This window comes from Hyphomicrobiales bacterium, assembly GCA_017642935.1.
In the GTDB taxonomy this organism is placed as follows: domain Bacteria; phylum Pseudomonadota; class Alphaproteobacteria; order Rhizobiales; family MH13; genus MH13.
Window position 1 is genome coordinate 61028 of sequence record JAEPOK010000003.1, and the last position, 17814, is coordinate 78841.

The 17814-nt window shown below is 60.7% G+C and carries 15 protein-coding genes; 8 read left to right on the top strand and 7 right to left on the bottom strand.

All coding sequences use genetic code 11. The annotated features are described in order from the left end of the window. Positions 1–127 precede the first annotated feature (127 nt). From JJ917_16560 to JJ917_16570, 3 genes are all read left to right on the top strand, one after another. Positions 128–1168, top strand: a complete 1041-nt coding sequence (locus JJ917_16560) for a polyprenyl synthetase family protein (protein MBO6700441.1) — start codon at positions 128–130, stop codon at positions 1166–1168. A gap of 163 nt (positions 1169–1331) precedes the next feature. Beyond that, positions 1332–4076 (top strand): pyruvate, phosphate dikinase, encoded by a 2745-nt coding sequence (locus JJ917_16565; protein ID MBO6700442.1) that lies wholly within the window; start codon positions 1332–1334, stop codon positions 4074–4076. Then, positions 4063–4950 carry an ATP/GTP-binding protein gene (locus JJ917_16570; protein ID MBO6700443.1) on the top strand — a complete coding sequence of 296 codons (888 nt, stop codon included), beginning with the start codon at positions 4063–4065 and terminating at the stop codon, positions 4948–4950. Before JJ917_16565 ends, JJ917_16570 begins: the two co-directional genes overlap by 14 nt. On the opposite strand, the gene JJ917_16575 is transcribed toward JJ917_16570, so the two are convergent. Next, positions 4947–5744 carry an AraC family transcriptional regulator gene (locus tag JJ917_16575; protein ID MBO6700444.1) on the bottom strand — a complete coding sequence of 266 codons (798 nt, stop codon included), beginning with the start codon at positions 5742–5744 and terminating at the stop codon, positions 4947–4949. The two genes, JJ917_16570 and JJ917_16575, sit on opposite strands and share 4 nt — an antisense overlap. 251 nt (positions 5745–5995) lie before the next feature. Between JJ917_16575 and JJ917_16580 the strand changes: the two genes are divergently transcribed. Together JJ917_16580 and JJ917_16585 are read left to right on the top strand one after the other, a co-directional pair. After that, positions 5996–6823 (top strand): SDR family oxidoreductase, encoded by an 828-nt coding sequence (locus tag JJ917_16580; GenBank protein ID MBO6700445.1) that lies wholly within the window; start codon positions 5996–5998, stop codon positions 6821–6823. Between the two features lie 389 nt (positions 6824–7212). Further along, positions 7213–8472: a cell wall hydrolase gene (locus JJ917_16585; GenBank protein ID MBO6700446.1), complete on the top strand. Its 1260-nt coding sequence runs from the start codon at positions 7213–7215 to the stop codon at positions 8470–8472. Here JJ917_16585 and JJ917_16590 read toward each other — a convergent pair. The 4 genes from JJ917_16590 to JJ917_16605 form a co-directional block, all read right to left on the bottom strand. Continuing rightward, positions 8469–9290, bottom strand: a complete 822-nt coding sequence (locus JJ917_16590) for a 4-(cytidine 5'-diphospho)-2-C-methyl-D-erythritol kinase (GenBank protein ID MBO6700447.1) — start codon at positions 9288–9290, stop codon at positions 8469–8471. The genes JJ917_16585 and JJ917_16590 overlap by 4 nt on opposite strands. 12 nt (positions 9291–9302) lie before the next feature. Continuing rightward, complete coding sequence (locus JJ917_16595) at positions 9303–11081, bottom strand: tetratricopeptide repeat protein (protein ID MBO6700448.1); 1779 nt, start codon at positions 11079–11081, stop codon at positions 9303–9305. 108 nt (positions 11082–11189) lie between these two features. Continuing rightward, positions 11190–12158, bottom strand: a complete 969-nt coding sequence (locus tag JJ917_16600; GenBank protein MBO6700449.1) for an NAD(P)H-binding protein — start codon at positions 12156–12158, stop codon at positions 11190–11192. Further along, positions 12159–13823: an electron transfer flavoprotein-ubiquinone oxidoreductase gene (locus JJ917_16605; GenBank protein MBO6700450.1), complete on the bottom strand. Its 1665-nt coding sequence runs from the start codon at positions 13821–13823 to the stop codon at positions 12159–12161. A 110-nt stretch (positions 13824–13933) separates the two neighbouring features. On the opposite strand from JJ917_16605, the gene JJ917_16610 reads away from it, so the two are divergent. Further along, positions 13934–14737 carry a uracil-DNA glycosylase gene (locus tag JJ917_16610; protein MBO6700451.1) on the top strand — a complete coding sequence of 268 codons (804 nt, stop codon included), beginning with the start codon at positions 13934–13936 and terminating at the stop codon, positions 14735–14737. Next, positions 14734–15282, top strand: a complete 549-nt coding sequence (gene moaB / locus JJ917_16615) for a molybdenum cofactor biosynthesis protein B (protein ID MBO6700452.1) — start codon at positions 14734–14736, stop codon at positions 15280–15282. Before JJ917_16610 ends, moaB begins: the two co-directional genes overlap by 4 nt. Here moaB and JJ917_16620 read toward each other — a convergent pair. Next, positions 15262–15909, bottom strand: a complete 648-nt coding sequence (locus JJ917_16620) for a glycosyltransferase (GenBank protein ID MBO6700453.1) — start codon at positions 15907–15909, stop codon at positions 15262–15264. The genes moaB and JJ917_16620 overlap by 21 nt on opposite strands. Before the next feature lie 124 nt (positions 15910–16033). Here JJ917_16620 and JJ917_16625 point away from each other — a divergent pair, with 124 nt between their 5' ends. After that, positions 16034–17197, top strand: coding sequence for a PA0069 family radical SAM protein (locus tag JJ917_16625; GenBank protein ID MBO6700454.1), 1164 nt, complete (start codon positions 16034–16036; stop codon positions 17195–17197). A gap of 32 nt (positions 17198–17229) precedes the next feature. On the opposite strand, the gene lysM is transcribed toward JJ917_16625, so the two are convergent. After that, positions 17230–17658, bottom strand: coding sequence for a peptidoglycan-binding protein LysM (lysM, locus tag JJ917_16630; GenBank protein MBO6700455.1), 429 nt, complete (start codon positions 17656–17658; stop codon positions 17230–17232). Between the last annotated feature and the right edge of the window lie 156 nt (positions 17659–17814).

The following is a 17814-nucleotide window of genomic DNA, read 5'->3' on the forward strand; positions in this document are numbered from 1 at the left end:
TTGCCGGACTGTTCAAGCGCGCCGAGCTGTGCTTTGCACGGGCTCTCATTGCGGGGTGCGCCGGTCGATGACCCGCGATTCCCCTCTCCTCTTCCGGCCAGATGGCCAAACTTAAGGTGTTTGCGTGATGGGTGTTGTCGTCCCGCTGGAGCAAGATCAATCGAAAAGCGCTGGTGGGCCGGCCGGTGGGCAGGCCAATCTCGACCGGGTGATGGCGCTTTCCGGTCCGTCGATGCAGGACGTCAACACGATGATCCTGTCGCGCACCGGGTCCGACGTGAGGATGATCCCGGAAGTCGCGCAGCATCTGATCGATTCCGGTGGCAAACGCCTGCGTCCAATATTGACGCTGCTTTGCGCGGAAATGTTCGGCTACAAGGGCTATGGTCATGTGAAACTTGCCGCGTCCGTTGAGTTCATGCACACCGCCACGCTTCTTCACGATGATGTGGTCGATGAAAGCGACATGCGCCGGGGCAAACCGGCCGCGCGGATGCTCTGGGGCAATCAGGCGAGCGTCCTCGTCGGCGACTTTCTGCTCGGCCAGGCCTTCCAGATGATGGTGGAAGTCGGCTCGATGGACGCGCTGGACGTGCTTTCCAAAGCCTCGGCAATCATTGCCGAAGGCGAAGTGCTTCAGCTCACGACCGCCAAGAACACCAACACCACCGAAGACGATTATCTGCAGGTCATCCGCGCCAAAACAGCCGCACTGTTCTCGGCAGCCTGCGAAGTTGGGCCGATTGTCGCCGGTTTGGGCGAGGTGGAAAGGGCGGCGCTGCGCTCCTATGGCATGAATCTGGGTCTCGCCTTCCAACTGGTTGACGACGCGCTCGACTATGGCGGGTCGGCCAAGGACCTCGGCAAGGACATTGGCGATGATTTCCGTGAGCGCAAAGTCACGCTGCCGGTTATCCTCGCCTACCGCCGCTCGGAAGGTGATGAGAAAGCGTTTTGGGATCGGGTGATCGTTGCCGGTGACCAGAACGATGGCGATCTGGAACGTGGGATCACTTTGGTGAAACAGCGCCAAGGTCTTGCCGACACGATCAGCCGGGCACAGCATTATGGCGCCGTGGCAGCCGACGCGCTCGATGGGCTACCGGCGAGCCCACAAAAGGACGCTCTGCTGGATGCCGTGGCGTTCTGCATCGACCGCGTGACCTAGACCAGCAAGGTTTCTGGGCACAACGGCTCGACTTTAACCGTTCCATCCAATGGACCATGGACCGAAGGACCCGGTGGCGTTAGGGCTTAGGCCCTGATATTGCACCGCACACAGATCAGGCTCACCTAACCCACCCACTGCCCGCCAAGGGACGTTGACCATCATGAATGCATCCACCGCATCTGCTGCCGTTTTGACCGAAACCGCGCATCCAGACACGGCTCACGCATGGGTCTATTCGTTCGGTGGCGGCAGCGCGGACGGCGAAGCGTCCATGCGCAACCTGCTCGGCGGCAAGGGCGCCAATCTGGCCGAGATGAGCCGCATTGGCCTGCCGGTGCCTCCTGGGTTCACGATCACCACCGAGGTGTGCACGCATTTTTATGCCAATGAGCGAACCTATCCCGATGGTCTGATGGATCAGATCGATGGCGCGCTCGCCAAGATCGCGTCGATCACCGGCAAGACCTTCGGCTCGAACGATAATCCGCTGCTCCTGTCCGTGCGGTCCGGCGCGCGTGTCTCCATGCCCGGCATGATGGACACGGTGCTCAATCTCGGCCTCAACGACGTCACCGTCGAGGCGTTGGCACGTTTGTCGGGCGATGAGCGCTTTGCCTGCGACAGCTATCGCCGGTTCATCCAGATGTATGGCGATGTGGTCATGGGTGTCGATCATGAGCTGTTCGAAGACGCGCTCGGCGCCGCCAAGGATACGCGCGGGGTTGAACTCGACACGGATCTGACCGCCGATGATTGGCGCGACCTGATCAAGCAGTTCAAGGCCATCATCGAAGAGGATGCCGGCGAGGCTTTCCCGCAGGACCCGTTCGATCAGTTGCACGGCGCGGTCGGCGCGGTGTTCAAAAGCTGGATGGTGCCGCGCGCCATTACCTACCGCATGCTGCACGACTATCCCGAAACCTGGGGCACGGCGGTCAATGTGCAGGCGATGGTGTTCGGCAATATGGGCGAGCGCTCGGCAACCGGTGTGGCCTTCACGCGCAACCCATCTACGGGCGAAAAAGCGCTTTACGGCGAGTATCTCATCAATGCGCAGGGCGAGGACGTCGTCGCCGGTATTCGAACGCCACGGCCTTTGACCAAAAGGGCGCGTGAGGAGGCTGATGTGGCCTCGCCATCGCTGGAAGAGGCGATGCCCGCCGCGTTTGAGGAATTCACCAAATATTGCGATGTGCTCGAAGCGCATTACCACGACATGCAGGACATGGAGTTCACTGTCGAAAACGGGACGCTCTGGATGCTGCAAACCCGCAGCGGCAAGCGCACCACCAAGGCGGCGATGAAGATTGCCGTCGACATGGTGGCCGAAGGTCTGATCACCTCCGATGAGGCGCTCATGCGGCTTGATCCGGCGGCCATCGATCAGTTGTTGCACCCGACCATCGACGAGAACGCCGAACGCCAGATCATTGCGCGCGGACTTCCGGCCTCGCCCGGCGCAGCGACCGGCGAAATCGTGCTGACCTCGGCGGCGGCTGAAGAAGCGGCGGCCGCTGGCCGCGATTGCATTCTGGTGCGGGTGGAAACCAGCCCCGAAGACATTCACGGCATGCACGCCGCCAAGGGCATTTTGACCGCGCGTGGCGGCATGACCAGCCACGCCGCCGTGGTGGCGCGCGGCATGGGCACGCCCTGCGTGTCCGGCGCAGGTAGCTTACGCATCAACAATGATACCGGCGTCATTTCCTCCGGTCCGACCAAGCTGAAGGCTGGCGACACCATCACGATCGATGGCGCGACCGGCGAGGTGATGCTTGGCGCAGTGGCGATGCAAGAGCCGGAACTGACCGGCGAATTTTCCGCCGTCATGGAATGGGCCGATGCAACGCGCCGGATGACGGTGCGCACCAACGCCGAGACGCCGGCAGATGCTGAAACCGCGCGCAAATATGGTGCTGAAGGCATCGGGCTTTGCCGCACCGAGCACATGTTCTTTGAAGGCGACCGGATTGTCTCGGTGCGACAGATGATCCTCGCTGATGACCCGGCTGAGCGGCAAAAGGCGCTCGACAAGCTGCTGCCGATGCAGCGCGGGGATTTCAAACAGTTGTTTGAAATCATGGCCGGTCTGCCGGTGACGATCCGCCTGCTCGATCCGCCACTACACGAGTTCCTGCCGCGCACCGACGAAGAGATGGACGCGGTCGCCGCCGATATTGGCGTGGATGTCGAGCTGTTGCGCGAGCGTACCAACGAGTTGCACGAGTTCAACCCGATGCTTGGCCATCGCGGCTGCCGTTTGGCGATTTCTTATCCCGAAGTGGCCCGTATGCAGGCCCGGGCTATCTTCGAAGCCGCTATCGAAGCCGCCGCTGCGACCGGCAGCCCGGTGGAACCGGAGGTCATGGTGCCATTGGTGGCCACCAAGGCTGAGCTCGATTTCGTCAAAGCCGCGATTGACGGGGTGGCCGAGGCGGTGATGGCCGAGAAAGGCGTCACGATCCCCTACACGGTGGGCACGATGATCGAACTGCCGCGTGCCGCTCTGCGTGCAGGCGAGATTGCCCAGTCGGCGCAATTCTTCTCGTTTGGCACCAACGATCTGACGCAGACGACGTTTGGCATTTCTCGCGACGATGCCGGGCAGTTCCTGGGCACCTATGAGCGCCTGGGCGTGATGGACAAGGACCCGTTCGTGACGCTCGATCAGGATGGTGTCGGCGAACTGGTCAAAATCGCCACCGAGCGGGGCAAGGCCGTAAGCCCTCAAATGAAGATGGGTATTTGCGGCGAGCATGGCGGCGACCCCGCCTCCATCGGCTTTTGCGAAACCGTTGGGCTTGATTACGTGTCGTGTTCGCCATTCCGCGTGCCGATCGCGCGTCTCGCCGCCGCTCAGGCTGCCCTGCGCGAGAAGCAGTCTGACGGGTCTGGTGCCTCTTGAGGACTTAAAGACCGGCGGCAAGCGCGCGATTGCCCGCGCGCTGTCGCGTCTTGATCGAACGAACCTGACCGTTGAGGATGCGGCGCTTCTTGATGAAGCCTTCGCCGCGCCATTAGGCATGGTGATCGGCCTCACTGGACCGCCCGGCGTTGGCAAAAGCACCCTCACCCAAGCCCTGATCGAACGACTTCGCGCGACCGGGAAATCAGTCGCTGTGATCGCTGTCGATCCATCCTCACAAAAAACCGGTGGTGCGTTGTTGGGCGACCGCACGCGGCTTTCCCTTGACCCGGAAGATGCCAAACTTTTCGTGCGCTCGCTGGCTGCCCGTGATCGACTGGGAGGGCTTTCGGATCACGCCATCGCCGCGACGATGCTGCTGCGCGCTTTGTTCGACGTGGTGCTGGTCGAAACGGTCGGCATAGGCCAGTCGGACGCTGACGTCGCACTGATCGCCGATAGGAGCCTGCTTTGCGTGCAGCCGGGTTCGGGCGATGCCCTGCAGTTCATGAAGGCCGGCATCATGGAATGGCCGGATGTTATCGCCGTGACAAAAGCCGACACAGGCGCGCTCGCCCGCAGGGCGCGGGCCGATGTGGAAGGCGCGCTTGGGCTTGCTGCCTTTGATGGCCAGGGTCCGAGCGTCTGTTTGGTTTCAGCGCGAACCGGCGATGGCGTTGATGAGTTGGTGAGCGCGCTTGTCACTGACGTAAAGATTGACCGACAGGGCCAAGCCGAGCATTTGCTTGACGATGCCGTCACGCGCAGGTTCGGCAGCCATGGCGCCTCGCAATTGGATACAGACGCTGCGCTGCACCAAGCCAATGGCCCCTTCGGCGCAATTCTTCAGGCGGCTGAGAAGCTTTCACGTTAGGCGGCGACGGCCTGCTTGCGTTCCTCGCGCGGCGACATGCCGAACTTGCGCGCATATTCTCGGCTGAATTGGGTTGGGCTTTCATAACCGACATCGAATGCGACGCTCGACACGCTGCGACTCGTTTCGTTCAGCAGCCGTTGGGCTTCTATCAACCTGATCGCCTTTTGGTATTGAAGGGGCGTGTTGCCCGTGACGGCCTTGAAATGCTCGTGAAAGGTCGAGACGCTCATGCCGGCCAGCGCCGCAAGATCACGCACGGCCAGAGGCTCGCGAAAGCTGTCCTGAATACGTCTGATTGCTTTGGCGATCCGCACGGCATGACTATCAATCCGCAATAGCTCGCGCAGCATTCCGCCATGATCTGCCATCAATAGGCGGAAGTGAATCTCGCGGCGGATAAGCGGTTCCAAAACCCGGGCGTCGAGCGGGTTGGTGTGGAGCGCCAGCAGCCGGTGCATGGCATCTGTTAGCCCCTGATCGGCCTCGCCGACATCAATGCTGTAGGCCGCGGTGGTCGATGGCAGCACATCGCTGACTTCATCGTAAAGGCTGCGCACCAGAGCCATGTCCAGTTCGATGACGATGGCAAGATAGGGCTTGGATCGCGATGCCTCCAAGACTTGCGTCGTTACTGGCAAATCATGACTGACGATCATCGATTGACCAGCACGCATAACCAACCGGCGTTGGCCTAAGATCAACTCCTTGGCACCCTGGGCCACCAAACACAGGACGGGCCGATATATCTGCTTACGCCTACATTGCTTCCTATGATCGTGCACGATGGCCATTCGTGGGGCTTCACAGAAGCTCACACCATCGCTCGGTGGATGGTGAGAAGAAAAATCGTAAATATCTGAAATTATTGTGTTTAACACGGTTCGCTCCTGGACTTCTGGGCTTCACTCTCGCACACGACTGAAAAAACGCCAACGATAAATCCTAGCGTTCGGAGAAATAGGCAAAATTTTGCGAGAAATTGGCAGGCGCGACAGCCGCCGCCTGGCTATCTGTTGTTCATCAACCCAACAGGAGCCAATCCATGACCGATTCCACCGCGAAAACCATACTCATCACCGGCGCCTCTTCGGGCATCGGCAAGGCCACCGCCAAACACTTTCAAGCGCAGGGCTGGAACGTGATCGCCACGATGCGCTCGCCGGACACGGAAACTGAACTGACCGCGCTGGATAATGTGCTGGTTACGAAGCTCGACGTGACGGACCAAGCCTCAATTGATGCGGCAGTGGCAGAGGGGTTGGCCCGGTTTGGCGCCATCGACGCTCTGGTCAACAATGCCGGTTACGGCGCCTATGGCCCGTTAGAAGCCTTTGACATGGACGGCATACGCCGGCAGTTCGACACCAATGTCATTGGCCTGCTGGGTACCACCAAGGCGGTTTTGCCCCATATGCGCGCCGCCAAGTCCGGCACCATCGTCAACATCTCATCGATCGGCGGCAAGATGACCTTTCCCTTGGGCACGCTTTATCATGGCAGCAAGTTCGCCGTGGAAGGCCTGTCCGAAGCGCTGCACTATGAGTTGGAACCACTGGGCGTGCGCGTGAAGATCATCGAACCTGGCATGATCAAAACCGACTTTGGCGGTCGCTCGTTCGACTTCCAGAACGACGAGAGCCTTGCAGAGTATCAGGGCACTGTTGCTGCTTTGATGGCGAGTTTTGCCAATGTCGGCGACCAAGCATCTGAACCGAGCCTGGTTGCCGATGTTATCTGGAATGCGGTCAATGATGGTTCCGATCAACTGCGGTACACCGCTGGCGAGGATGCCGCGCAGTATATGGCCAACCGCAAGGCGTTGGACGATGAAACCTTTATCGCCGGCATCAAGGAGCAGTTTGGTCTCTAAAGGCGATTTAGCACCGCCCCTATAGGATAAAGCCGCAGGCGTCTTTTCGCCTGCGGTTTTTCGCGCATGATCTTGCCACACGGCGTCCCTTGTCAGGCCATGATTGATCGCCAAACACACGCGCATCCGCGTCACCTGTACGCTTTGGGTGGGCCGGTTTCTTAGGCTCTTCTTAAGGCGACTTAACCGGCCTTAACCCAACTGTCCCAACTCAAAACGCTTTGTCCTTCAGCGCTTTACGGCTTTGCAAGGTTAACGCTCTATCACCAAGACTGTTCAGATGCGGCGAATGGGAGCTCTCCACATTTGAACAACGGTATGGCGATGGGTTGAACGCCGCACATGTGTGCCGTGCTTCGGTTGGGGTTTTGCGTAGGAGTTGCGAATCCATGTCTGGTGTTGAGCCTGTCGCCAAACACCGCCTGCCTGAAAAACTGACGCTGACGGTCCGTCGTGGACCGTCTGCTGATGATGAGGCAAAGGCGACGAAATCCGGCAAGTGGCTTAGTGCCTCGCTTGCCAAGCTGCGGGCCAATGCGCTCGCCAAATCAACGGCGCTCGCGCTGTTTGGTTCCCTCCTTGCGCTTTCTCAGCCATCGACGACCGGTCATCTGGACGCCGCCCATCTTCTTGGGCTCGACGGTCCGGGCGCCGAGCGGTGGCAGACCTTCTTGATGGCCTCGCCAGCCGGTTCCATTCACGAGGCGACGCTGCATCTTGATGAAGATCGCGGCGAAGGCCTCGCCCATGCCGGCGTCGGTCGCCTTGCCGAGGACGGCGTGCGTCAGGCCGCCATAGCGCCGGCCAACGCGTCCGTTCTGGCCGCCGATCCAATCATCACCGGCTCCATTCCGCAGGATGCAAGGCCCGATGGCCCTGATCCGCTGGTTGCGCGCGATGCACGTGCGAATATGGAGATCACCCCGGTCGTCCACGCGCTGCTCGAAGCGCGCCGCGCGCCAGTATCCTTGTTCACCCAACATCCCTTTGCTCGCGTCGAGATTGCCAGCCTGCCGGCCGATGGTTTTGGCGGCTATATCGGCATGATCGCGCCGGACCCGGACGTCATGATGGCGACCGTGGATGAGCCGCAAGAGGCAGGCGAGGCTTTCGATGAGTTCGGGACGCCAGGCGAAAACATCGCCAGCGACTACGCTATGGCGATGGTCGATCCGTCGGCGGCAACCTCAGCGTTGGCCGAGACCGAAGGGCAGCAGCAGATATCGGCGTTTTTGAATAATGATCGCCAGTTTGAGTGCCTTGCCGAAGGCATCTATTTCGAGGCGCGCGGTGAGCCGCGCCGCGGACAGGTTGCGGTTGCCCAGGTGATCATGAACCGGGTGAACCATGACGAGTTCCCCGACACAATCTGTGGCGTCGTTTATCAGAACCAGCATTGGCGCAATCGCTGCCAGTTCTCCTTCGCTTGCGATGGCGTTCCTGAGCGGATCACCGAACGTGCTGCCTGGGATGTGGCTGAAGGCGTGGCGCGTCAAGTGCTCGAGGGCCGTGACCTGATCGATACCATCGAAGAGTCCACTCACTATCACGCGACCTATGTCCGCCCGCGCTGGGCACCGCGCATGATCCGCCTGGATCGCGTCGGTCTGCACATCTTTTACAAAGGTCGCTACGGCGGCTGGCGTTAGGTCAAAGCACCGCTTGTCACCCACCAATCGGGGTGACCATTCGCCACCTTCTGGGCGAGCGCAGCGGCGTCGTCGGCGGTCTCTAGCAAAGCAAAACACGTCGCACCGGACCCCGACATGCGGGCGAACGGCGCTTGGGTCAGCGCGTCTAGGCAGTTTGAAATCTGCGGTTCCAAACCAATAGCTGGCGCCATCAGGTCATTGCGCGTGATTTGAAGGTAGTCCACCAATTCCTCAAAGGAGGCTGGTTTCGGCCATTCCGGCATTGGCGCATTGGATTTCTGATCAAGCGCCTTGAAGACGTCTGGTGTCGAAACGCCGACGCCTGGATTGACCAGCACCACATGCGCCGCAGGCAAAGAAGCAGGCTGGCGCTCCTCTCCGATGCCGCTGACGATAGCTGGCGTTCCGGCAAGACACATGGGAACGTCGGCACCGAGCGCCAGGCAATCTGCCAGTTCGCTCGCTGACAAATCGCGGCCACGGGTCAGGAGACGGATCAGCGCTGCGGCATCCGCCGACCCACCGCCGATGCCAGAGGCTACGGGTAAGTTCTTGGTCAGATGAATGCGAACCGGATCGCGTGCTTCGCCCCAATGGCGGACCAACGCAAGCGCGGCGCCGAGCGTGTTGTCGGCGAGTGGCGGAACGCCATCAGCGAACGGCCCATCGACTGTCAGCTGATCGGTATCGCTAGGAGATGCTGAAATCTCATCGCCGACATCGGCGAACGCAACCAACGAATGCAGCGTGTGATAGCTGTCGGCACGCTGCCCGGTGACGTGCAGCGCAAGGTTCAGCTTGGCAGGCGCCAGCATGGCGGCTCGCCATCAGCGCATGGTGGGAATTTCATAGCCTTCTGGCCAAATGCCAACCGACTCCACCTCTTCGCGGGTCAGGCCACGCTGAAGTTTGCGTTGGATGGCTTCGGGGTCAATCTCATCGGCATCGTCCAGGTCACGCGCATGGCTCCATTGGAAGCGGGCTTCCAAACGACGCCCCACCATCCAATAAGCATCGCCAAGATGGTCGTGAATGACGGCTTGCGAGGGATCAAGAATGACGGCGCGTTCCAACTGCTCGACCGCGTCGTCAAACCGGCCAAGGCGAAAATAGACCCAGCCGAGAGAGTCGACGATGTAACCGGACTCCGGGCGCATTTCGACCGCACGTTCGAGCATTTCCACAGAGCGCTCGAGGTGCTCGCCGCGATCCACCCAGGTGTAAGCAAGGTAGTTCAGCACATCAGGTTGATCGGGAAACAGATCGAGCGCGGTCAGAAAGTCGGCCTCGGCCTGCGTCCAGCGATCGGTGCGCTCAAAGGCGATGCCGCGCTGGTAGAACAGGCGCCAGTGCTCGCGGCGGTGATCGGTGATGGTCTCGATGCCCAGCGAGTAAACTTCGGCGGCGCGCTCAAAGTCACGGCGAAAGCGCAAAACGGTACCGAAGGTGTTGATCGCTTCCAGATCGGTCGGATCGGCCTCGATCAAAGCCTCCAGGTGCATGTCGGCCTCGTCGGGGCGTTCGAGCTGATCGAGCAAGACGCCTAGGCGAATTTCGGCGGTGCGCTTGAGAGGATGCGAGTCGCCCATGCCCTCATAGGAATCGACAGCACGTTCCCAAAGCTCCAGGGACTCGTAAACACGCGCCAATCCGAAACAGGCAAGGTTGTGTTCGGGGTGCACAAAAAGCGCCAGATTGAGGTAGATCGCGCCGACTTCTTCAGCGCCATCCTGACCCAACGCCAGCCCCAAACCATAAGCAACCTCGGCAACGCCTTGCTGCGGCGTCGTCACGCGGTGACCAATGGGCTGACCGGCCTGCAACGCTTCCAAGTCGGCGAGAATGACCGCATTGAACGGCGCAAGCTCAAGGAAGGTGGTCAGAACCACTTCGGCCTGGGTTTTCTGATCGTTGGCGACCAATGCCTGGGCATAGCCCTGGACGAGGCGCAACGCACCGGCATCGGTGGAATAGGCGCGCTCCATGTCGCGCAGCGCGCCTTCGACATCGCCGGATGCCATACGGATCAGGCCGGCGTGATAGGCACCGTAAAGTTCGACCCAAGCAGGGCCTTCGAGCGCATCGAGTTGTTCCAGCGCTTCGTCCGTATCGCCGCTGCCATGGAACACCCAGGCGCCGACAAGCACGGAGACCAGGTCACCAAAGCCGTCGGTCTGGTAGGTCTCAAGCTCGCGCAGCGCTGCCCTATAAGAACGTTGGCGCACCGCATCCATCGCTAGCGTCAGCCGTGACATGCCGGTGTCGCCGGATTCGGCCAGGATCGCCGCCAGATCAAGCGCGCCGGGCATACGGCCATCGGCGAGCTCCATGGTGAAAGCGCTGTGCAGGAAGCGCTCCGAACTCGGCTCAAGCTCATAGGCTTGGCGGTAAAACTCGGCTGCTGAGGGAATATCGCGCTCAGCTTCAGCAAGGGTTGCCGCAAGATAGAGCCCGGACAGTGATGTGGCGGTTTGCGCTGCAACCGGCGGCGCCAGAGCGTCAGCGTGATGGGTTTGCTGAGCAACCGTGTCGGCATACGCAGGCGATTGAATGCCGAGCGCCAAAGTGATGGCAAGCAGAGAGGATGCGGCGGATTTCAACATCATGGTCCTTTTCGTCGGCCCCAATTGCTCAAGCGGTGCACGCGTGTCGGGTGATTTGCTTTGGCGTTTTGTGCAGCAACCATGGCTTTTTCCCGGCAGCATCACAAGCGTTCAGAACACCGCATGGTCGCCGCGCTCAATGGTCACTTCGCCACGTGCGAGCTTGGCGTAGAAATCAGCCAGCGTGTCAGTGCCATGGGCGGGTGTGGCATCGGCGTCGTAGCGCTGCCCGTCTTCATTCCAGACCAACATGGATTCGGTTGCATAGTAGCGCCCGATGCGGGCCAGTTCGGCCTTCTCGGCGAGTTTGGGCGCCAGTCTTCCCAGGCTCGACAGGGCAGCGATGATCGTGCTGATCAGCGCAACGGGGACATACTTGATCCTTGGCTCCCGCCCAAGAGCCTCAAAGAGAGCCTTGCCCTGATCGAGCGGGGTCAGCGCCGCGCCCGGCCCGCCGATGGGCAGGATGGCGTTTTGGCGGCTCGGGTCGTCCAGGCAAGTTAGGATGAAGTCGGCCAGATCCTCATCGCTAATCGGTTTGCAGGCGGTGAGTGTGCCATCGCCAAACACCAGAAATGGTTTGCCCGCCTTCACCCGATCCAGCTGGCCAGAAAGGGATTTGAAGAAAGCGGTCGGGCGCACGATCGAATAAGTGAGGCCGGAGTCGATGAGGACTTTCTCGAAGGCGAGCTTGGCTTGCTGGAAGGCGAGTTTGGGTCTCTGCACGCAAATGGCTGAGAGCAGAACAAACTGCGGCACGGCGGCTGCTTTGGCGACGTTCAATAGGTTCAGATTGGCCCGGTGATCGATAGCCCACGCGTCTTTGGGCGCACCGGTGCGCGAAGCCAGGCAGGAGATCACGGTATCGAAGCGCTCATCGGCCAAGGCATCTTCAAGCCCGGTCGGGTCGGTGACGTCGGCCACCTGGACGGTCGCACCGGGGAACTGGTCCTCGAGCCCTGCCCGGCGCATCAGGCAAACCGTGTCATGTCCGGCAGCCACTAAGGCACGTGCCACCGCCCGCCCGATGGTGCCGGTGGCGCCAGCCAAAAGCACGCGTTTGGGCGCGGACGTGTTCATCTACATGTTCGGATAGTTTGGCCCGCCCGAGCCTTCGGGCACCGTCCAGATGATGTTCTGGTTGGGGTCTTTGATGTCGCAGGTTTTGCAGTGGACGCAGTTCTGCGCGTTGATCTGAAAGCGCTTATCGCCACTTTGCCCGTCTGCGCCATCATCGACCCATTCATAGACACCGGCCGGGCAGTAACGCGCCGATGGCCCGCCATATTGGCCAAGCTCGCTGCTGCGCTGCAGGCGATCATCCAAGACCTTCAGATGGATCGGCTGGTCTTCCTCGTGATTGGTATTCGACAGGAACACAGAGGAAAGACGGTCGAAGGTTAGCTTGCCGTCTGGCTTGGGATAGGTGATCGGCTTGGCGGCGAACTCCTCGACCGTGGTTTCGTGATCGGCCTTGCCATGGTCCAACGTGCCGAAGAACGACAGACCAAGCTTGCTTGCCATCCACATATCGAGGCCGCCCATCATAACGCCCATACGGGTGCCGTAGCGCGACCAAAGCGGCTTGACGTTGCGCACAGGTTTCAGATCGCGCCCAATCGCGCTGGATCGCCATCCGGCTTCATAGGCCTCCAGCGTGTCGCCGGAGCGACCTTCTTTCAGCGCCGCGATCACCGCGTCTGCGGCCTGCATGCCGGAAAGCACCGCATTGTGCGAGCCCTTAATGCGCGGGACGTTCACGAACCCTGCCGAGCAGCCGAGCAGCGCGCCGCCAGGAAAGGCCAGCTTGGGCACCGACTGGTAGCCGCCCTCGGAGATCGCGCGGGCGCCATAGGCCAGTCGCCGGCCACCTTCAAAGGTTGGCGCGACAGACGGGTGGGTTTTGAAGCGCTGGAACTCCTCGAACGGCGAGAGGTGCGGGTTCTTGTAATTGAGATGGACGACAAAGCCGACCGCCACCTGATTGTCTTCCAAATGGTAGAGGAAGGAACCGCCGCCTGTGGTGTTGTCGAGCGGCCAGCCAAAGGCATGCTCCACGCGGCCGGGATGATGGTTTTCCGGCTTCACCTCCCAGAGCTCTTTCAAGCCCAGACCGTACTTTTGGTGGTCGGCGTCCTTGGCCAAATCAAACCGTTCGATCGCCTGCTTCGACAACGAGCCGCGCACGCCCTCGCCCAGCAGGACGTACTTGCCGTGCAGCTCCATGCCAGGCGTGTAATTGCCGGTGGGCTCGCCATCGCGGCCAACGCCCATATCGCCGGTGGCAACGCCGTACACGGCGCCATCGTCATTGATGAGCAGTTCGGCCGCGGCAAAGCCCGGATAGACTTCGACACCCAGCGCTTCAGCCTTTTCGGCGAGCCAACGACAAACGTTGCCCAGCGAGACGATGTAGTTGCCGTGATTGTTCATCAGCGGCGGCATGGCAAAATTAGGCAAGCGCACCCCACCCGCCGGTCCGAGATAGTAGAAACGGTCCTGGGTGACGTGTGTCTTGAGTGGGTGATCAGGGTCCTCGCGCCAGTCGGGCAGCAGCGCATCAAGACCAATCGGGTCGACAACGGCGCCTGAGAGAATATGCGCGCCGACCTCCGCGCCCTTTTCCAGAACCACCACATTGCAGTCCGGATCGGCCTGTTTCAGTCGTATCGCGGCGGCCAGTCCGGCAGGCCCCGCGCCAACGATGACAACGTCAAACTCCATCGATTCACGTTCGCTCGTCATCGCTCTTGCCCTTCATGCCCATTATGTTGCGCTGCATCTTCTGTGCGCGCGCCCTTTGTTCCGATATAAGAGCGCAAGGTCAACTCGCTCAAAGGTCGCGTCAGTCCGCCATGGATCGTCAGGCACTGAAAGAACTGCTGGATTTCTATGAGGACGCGGGCGTCGATACGGCGCTTGGCGACGCGCCAGTGGACCGTTTTGCGGCACCTGAACTGGCCAAGCAGACTGCGCTTCACCCGGCCCCACTGCCCGCGCAACCGACAGCGCCGCACCCGCGAGCACCGCAGGTTCATGAGATCGAGCCGGCGCACGGTCTGGCCGAAGCCGAAGCTTTGGCCGCTCAGGCGCAATCGCTGGATGCGTTACGCGCGGCGCTGGAAGGGTTTGAGGGCTGTGGCTTGAAGAAGACGGCCCGCCAGTTGGTGTTTGCCGATGGCAATCCAGAGGCCAAGATCATGCTGATCGGCGAAGCGCCCGGTCGCGATGAGGATGCGCAGGGCCTGCCCTTTGTCGGGCGGTCCGGCCAGTTGCTCGACAAGATGCTGGCGGCCATCGGGCTTGATCGCACCAAGGTCTATATCGGCAACGTCATCTATTGGAGACCGCCCGGCAACCGCACACCAACGCCGGATGAGCGGGCGATGTGTGAACCCTTCATCCGCCGCCAGATTGAGCTGGTCGCACCCAAGGTGATGATGTCGCTGGGCGGCTCGGCGCTGTCCGGCCTATTCGGCATTCAGGGCATTATGAAAACACGCGGGCAGGTTTTGACCTATGCCCAAGGCGATCTCTCAATACCTGCGGTACCTACGTTGCATCCAGCGGCGTTGTTGCGCAATCCGGCCAATAAGCGCCTCGCCTGGCAGGATTTGCTGCAGTTGCAATCGCTGATCGAGGAGTATGGCGCTCTATGAGCCGCATTGATGAAAGCCGTCGATTTATTCCGTTGAACATCGCCGTCCTCACCGTGTCCGACACGCGCACTTTGGACGATGACCGATCGGGCGACACGCTGGTTGGTCGGTTGGAGAAGGCTGGGCACAGGCTGGCGGATCGGGCGATCGTGACCGACGACGTAGCGGCCATTGCTGATCAGGTGCAGGCTTGGGTCAAACGCGATGATGTGGACATCGTCATCAGCACCGGCGGCACCGGCTTCACAGGGCGTGATGTGACGCCGGATGCCATCGAGCCGCTGTTCAACAAGCGGATGGAGGGTTTCTCCACGCTGTTTCACCAGATCAGTTTCGAGAAGATCGGCACCTCGACGCTGCAATCGCGCGCGACGGCTGGCCTGATCGGCACAACGTTTGTGTTCTGCCTGCCGGGATCACCGGGCGCCTGCAAGGACGGCTGGGATGGCATCTTGCAGCACCAGTTGGATTATCGCCACATGCCCTGCAATTTCGTGGAGATCATGCCCCGGCTCGACGAGCACTTAAAGCGCGGCGCGGGATAGCTCACCCTGCGAGCGTTCGGCAGCTTCGGCCTTTGCCAGCGGCTCCATAGGCTGCGCGAGATGCGTGCGCGAACGAAGGCGTAGCAGGTTGGTGAGGCGGATCGACGGATCCTTAGAGCCCCAATCGATGCGCGGCGGGCTGCTGCTTTCAAAATCAGCGCGGCGCAGAACGATGCCTTGCGACAGCTTGGCCAACGAGAAAAGTCGGTTCGCTGCCAAGATCAACATGCGACGGCGGACATCGGCGCTGCCCGCTTCCGGCTCGTGCTCGGGTCGGTAAACGGCCGACAGTTTCCCGCGTGCTGAACGCACCCGCTCCTGACGCTCGACAAAGGAGAGAGTCTCATCCAGCCATCCGGGTGACAGAACGGTGGTCTGATCGAGCAACATGATCCAGTGGCCGCGATGGGCGGCTTTGAGCGCCTGATCGGTCTGGTCGGACAACCCTTTGGCCGCGAGCAAGGTGGCGCCGGCGGCATCGGCGATCTGCGGCGTGCCGTCATTGGAGCCGATATCGAGGAAGACGACATCGCGCACCACGCCTTCCGCCGCGGCAGCTACGAGCGGGCGCAGAACGTCAAGCAGGACGTTTTCGCCATTGTGTGTGCGAATGATAACGCTGAGCATGACGGCTTCGTTAGCATGTGCCCGCCACATTTGGCGAGGTTTGCCCGGGTTTTCGGTGAACGGGTCGGTCAAACCGAGGATTTGTTCTTTTTTTGTTCTCATTTCTGCGCTAGTGTCTGCCTAGATGCCGCGAGGCGGTACGAGAAACGGATCGCTTGAGATGGAACAGGATCAAAAGCAACCAAAGGTAAGGCGTGGCCGAGCGGCCAACATCAATGCCAGTGGACGATTTGAGCCGCTGGCGCGCGTCGATATGGACGATGGCTGGGAATCGCTGGCCGATCTGCCACCGCTGAAAACCGAGGTGGCGCTGGAAGCCGCGCGCCACATCATCACCCGCAACACCTCGCCGGATGTGCCCTTCGACCGGTCGATCAACCCCTATCGCGGATGCGAGCATGGTTGCATCTACTGCTTTGCCCGACCGACCCACGCCTATATGGGGCTGTCGCCGGGTTTGGATTTCGAAACGCGGCTTTTTGCCAAGCCGAACGCCGCCAAGCTGCTGCGCGCCGAACTGATGAAGCCCGGTTACAAGCCCAAGCCCATCGCCATCGGCACCAACACTGATCCTTATCAGCCGATTGAGAAGACGCAGCGCATCATGCGCGGTATTCTGGAGGTGTTGGCGGAGCTCAAGCACCCGGTGATGATCACCACCAAGTCGGCCATGGTGGCGCGCGACATTGATGTTCTTGCCGCCATGGCGGAGGACAAGCTTGTGAACGTCACCTTGTCGGTCACCACGCTCGACAAACGGTTGGCGCGGGCGATGGAGCCGCGCGCCTCAACGCCGGTGCGACGGTTATCGGCAATCGAGGCGCTGACGCAGGCTGGGATTCCAACTTGGGTGAATGCCTCGCCAATGATTCCGGCGCTCAACGATCATGAGCTGGAAGGCATCTTGCAGGCGGCTCATCAGGCAGGCGCGTCGGGGGCGAGCTACATCCTGCTACGCTTGCCGCTGGAGGTCCGTGACATCTTCAAAAGCTGGCTGGTGGAACATTATCCCGGGCGTTACCGGCACGTGCTTTCCGTGCTGCGGTCAATGCGTGGCGGGGCTGACTATGATGCGCGTTGGGGCAAGCGGATGGAGGGCACAGGTCCCTTCGCACAGGTGCTCGCCAAGCGGTTCAAGCTGGTAACCGAGCGGCTGGGCATGAAGACCAACAAACCGAATTTGCGCTGCGACCGGTTTCTTGGGCATGCGGCGCAGGTAGCGCAGCTTGATCTATTCGGGGGGGCAACGGTCGTACCGGACACAAAAAGGGGCGCCAGCCAAAGCTGACGCCCCTCGATAACCGGCAGTTGCGCTGTGGCTTAGCCGTCAGCTGGAATGCGCAGAACTTGACCTGGATAGATCTTGTCGGGGTCGGACAGCATCGGCTTGTTGGCTTCGAAAATCTTCATGTACTTCGAGCCGTCGCCATAGGCTTTTTGGGCCACGGCCCACAGCGTGTCGCCTTTTTCCACCGTGTGGAAGTCGGCTGCATCGGATGTGTCTTCGGGCTGAATGTTGTCTTCAACCGAGGCAATACCTTCGACATTGCCAGCTGCGAGAATGATCTTCTCGCGCAGTTCTTGGCTCGGCGCGGAGCCAGCGATGACGACCTTGTCGCCCTCAACCGTCACTTCGACGTCGCCTTCAAGGCCAAGATCGGCCACTTCTTTTTGAATCGCTTCGGCCGGATCGTCGCCGCCGCCGAATAGTTTTTTGCCCGCATCGCGCACAAACGAAAAAAGTCCCATTGCGGTGTCCTTTCAATTCCCCTGATTGGTGTCCCCGATTGCTTCGGGTTTGCCGCGTTAACCACGCCGTTTGCCTATAGAGACGTAAGGCGAGCTTGGAAACCCAAGGTTGAACCTTTGTGCCAGCGCCTGAGCCTGTGCCAAATGGGTAATGGC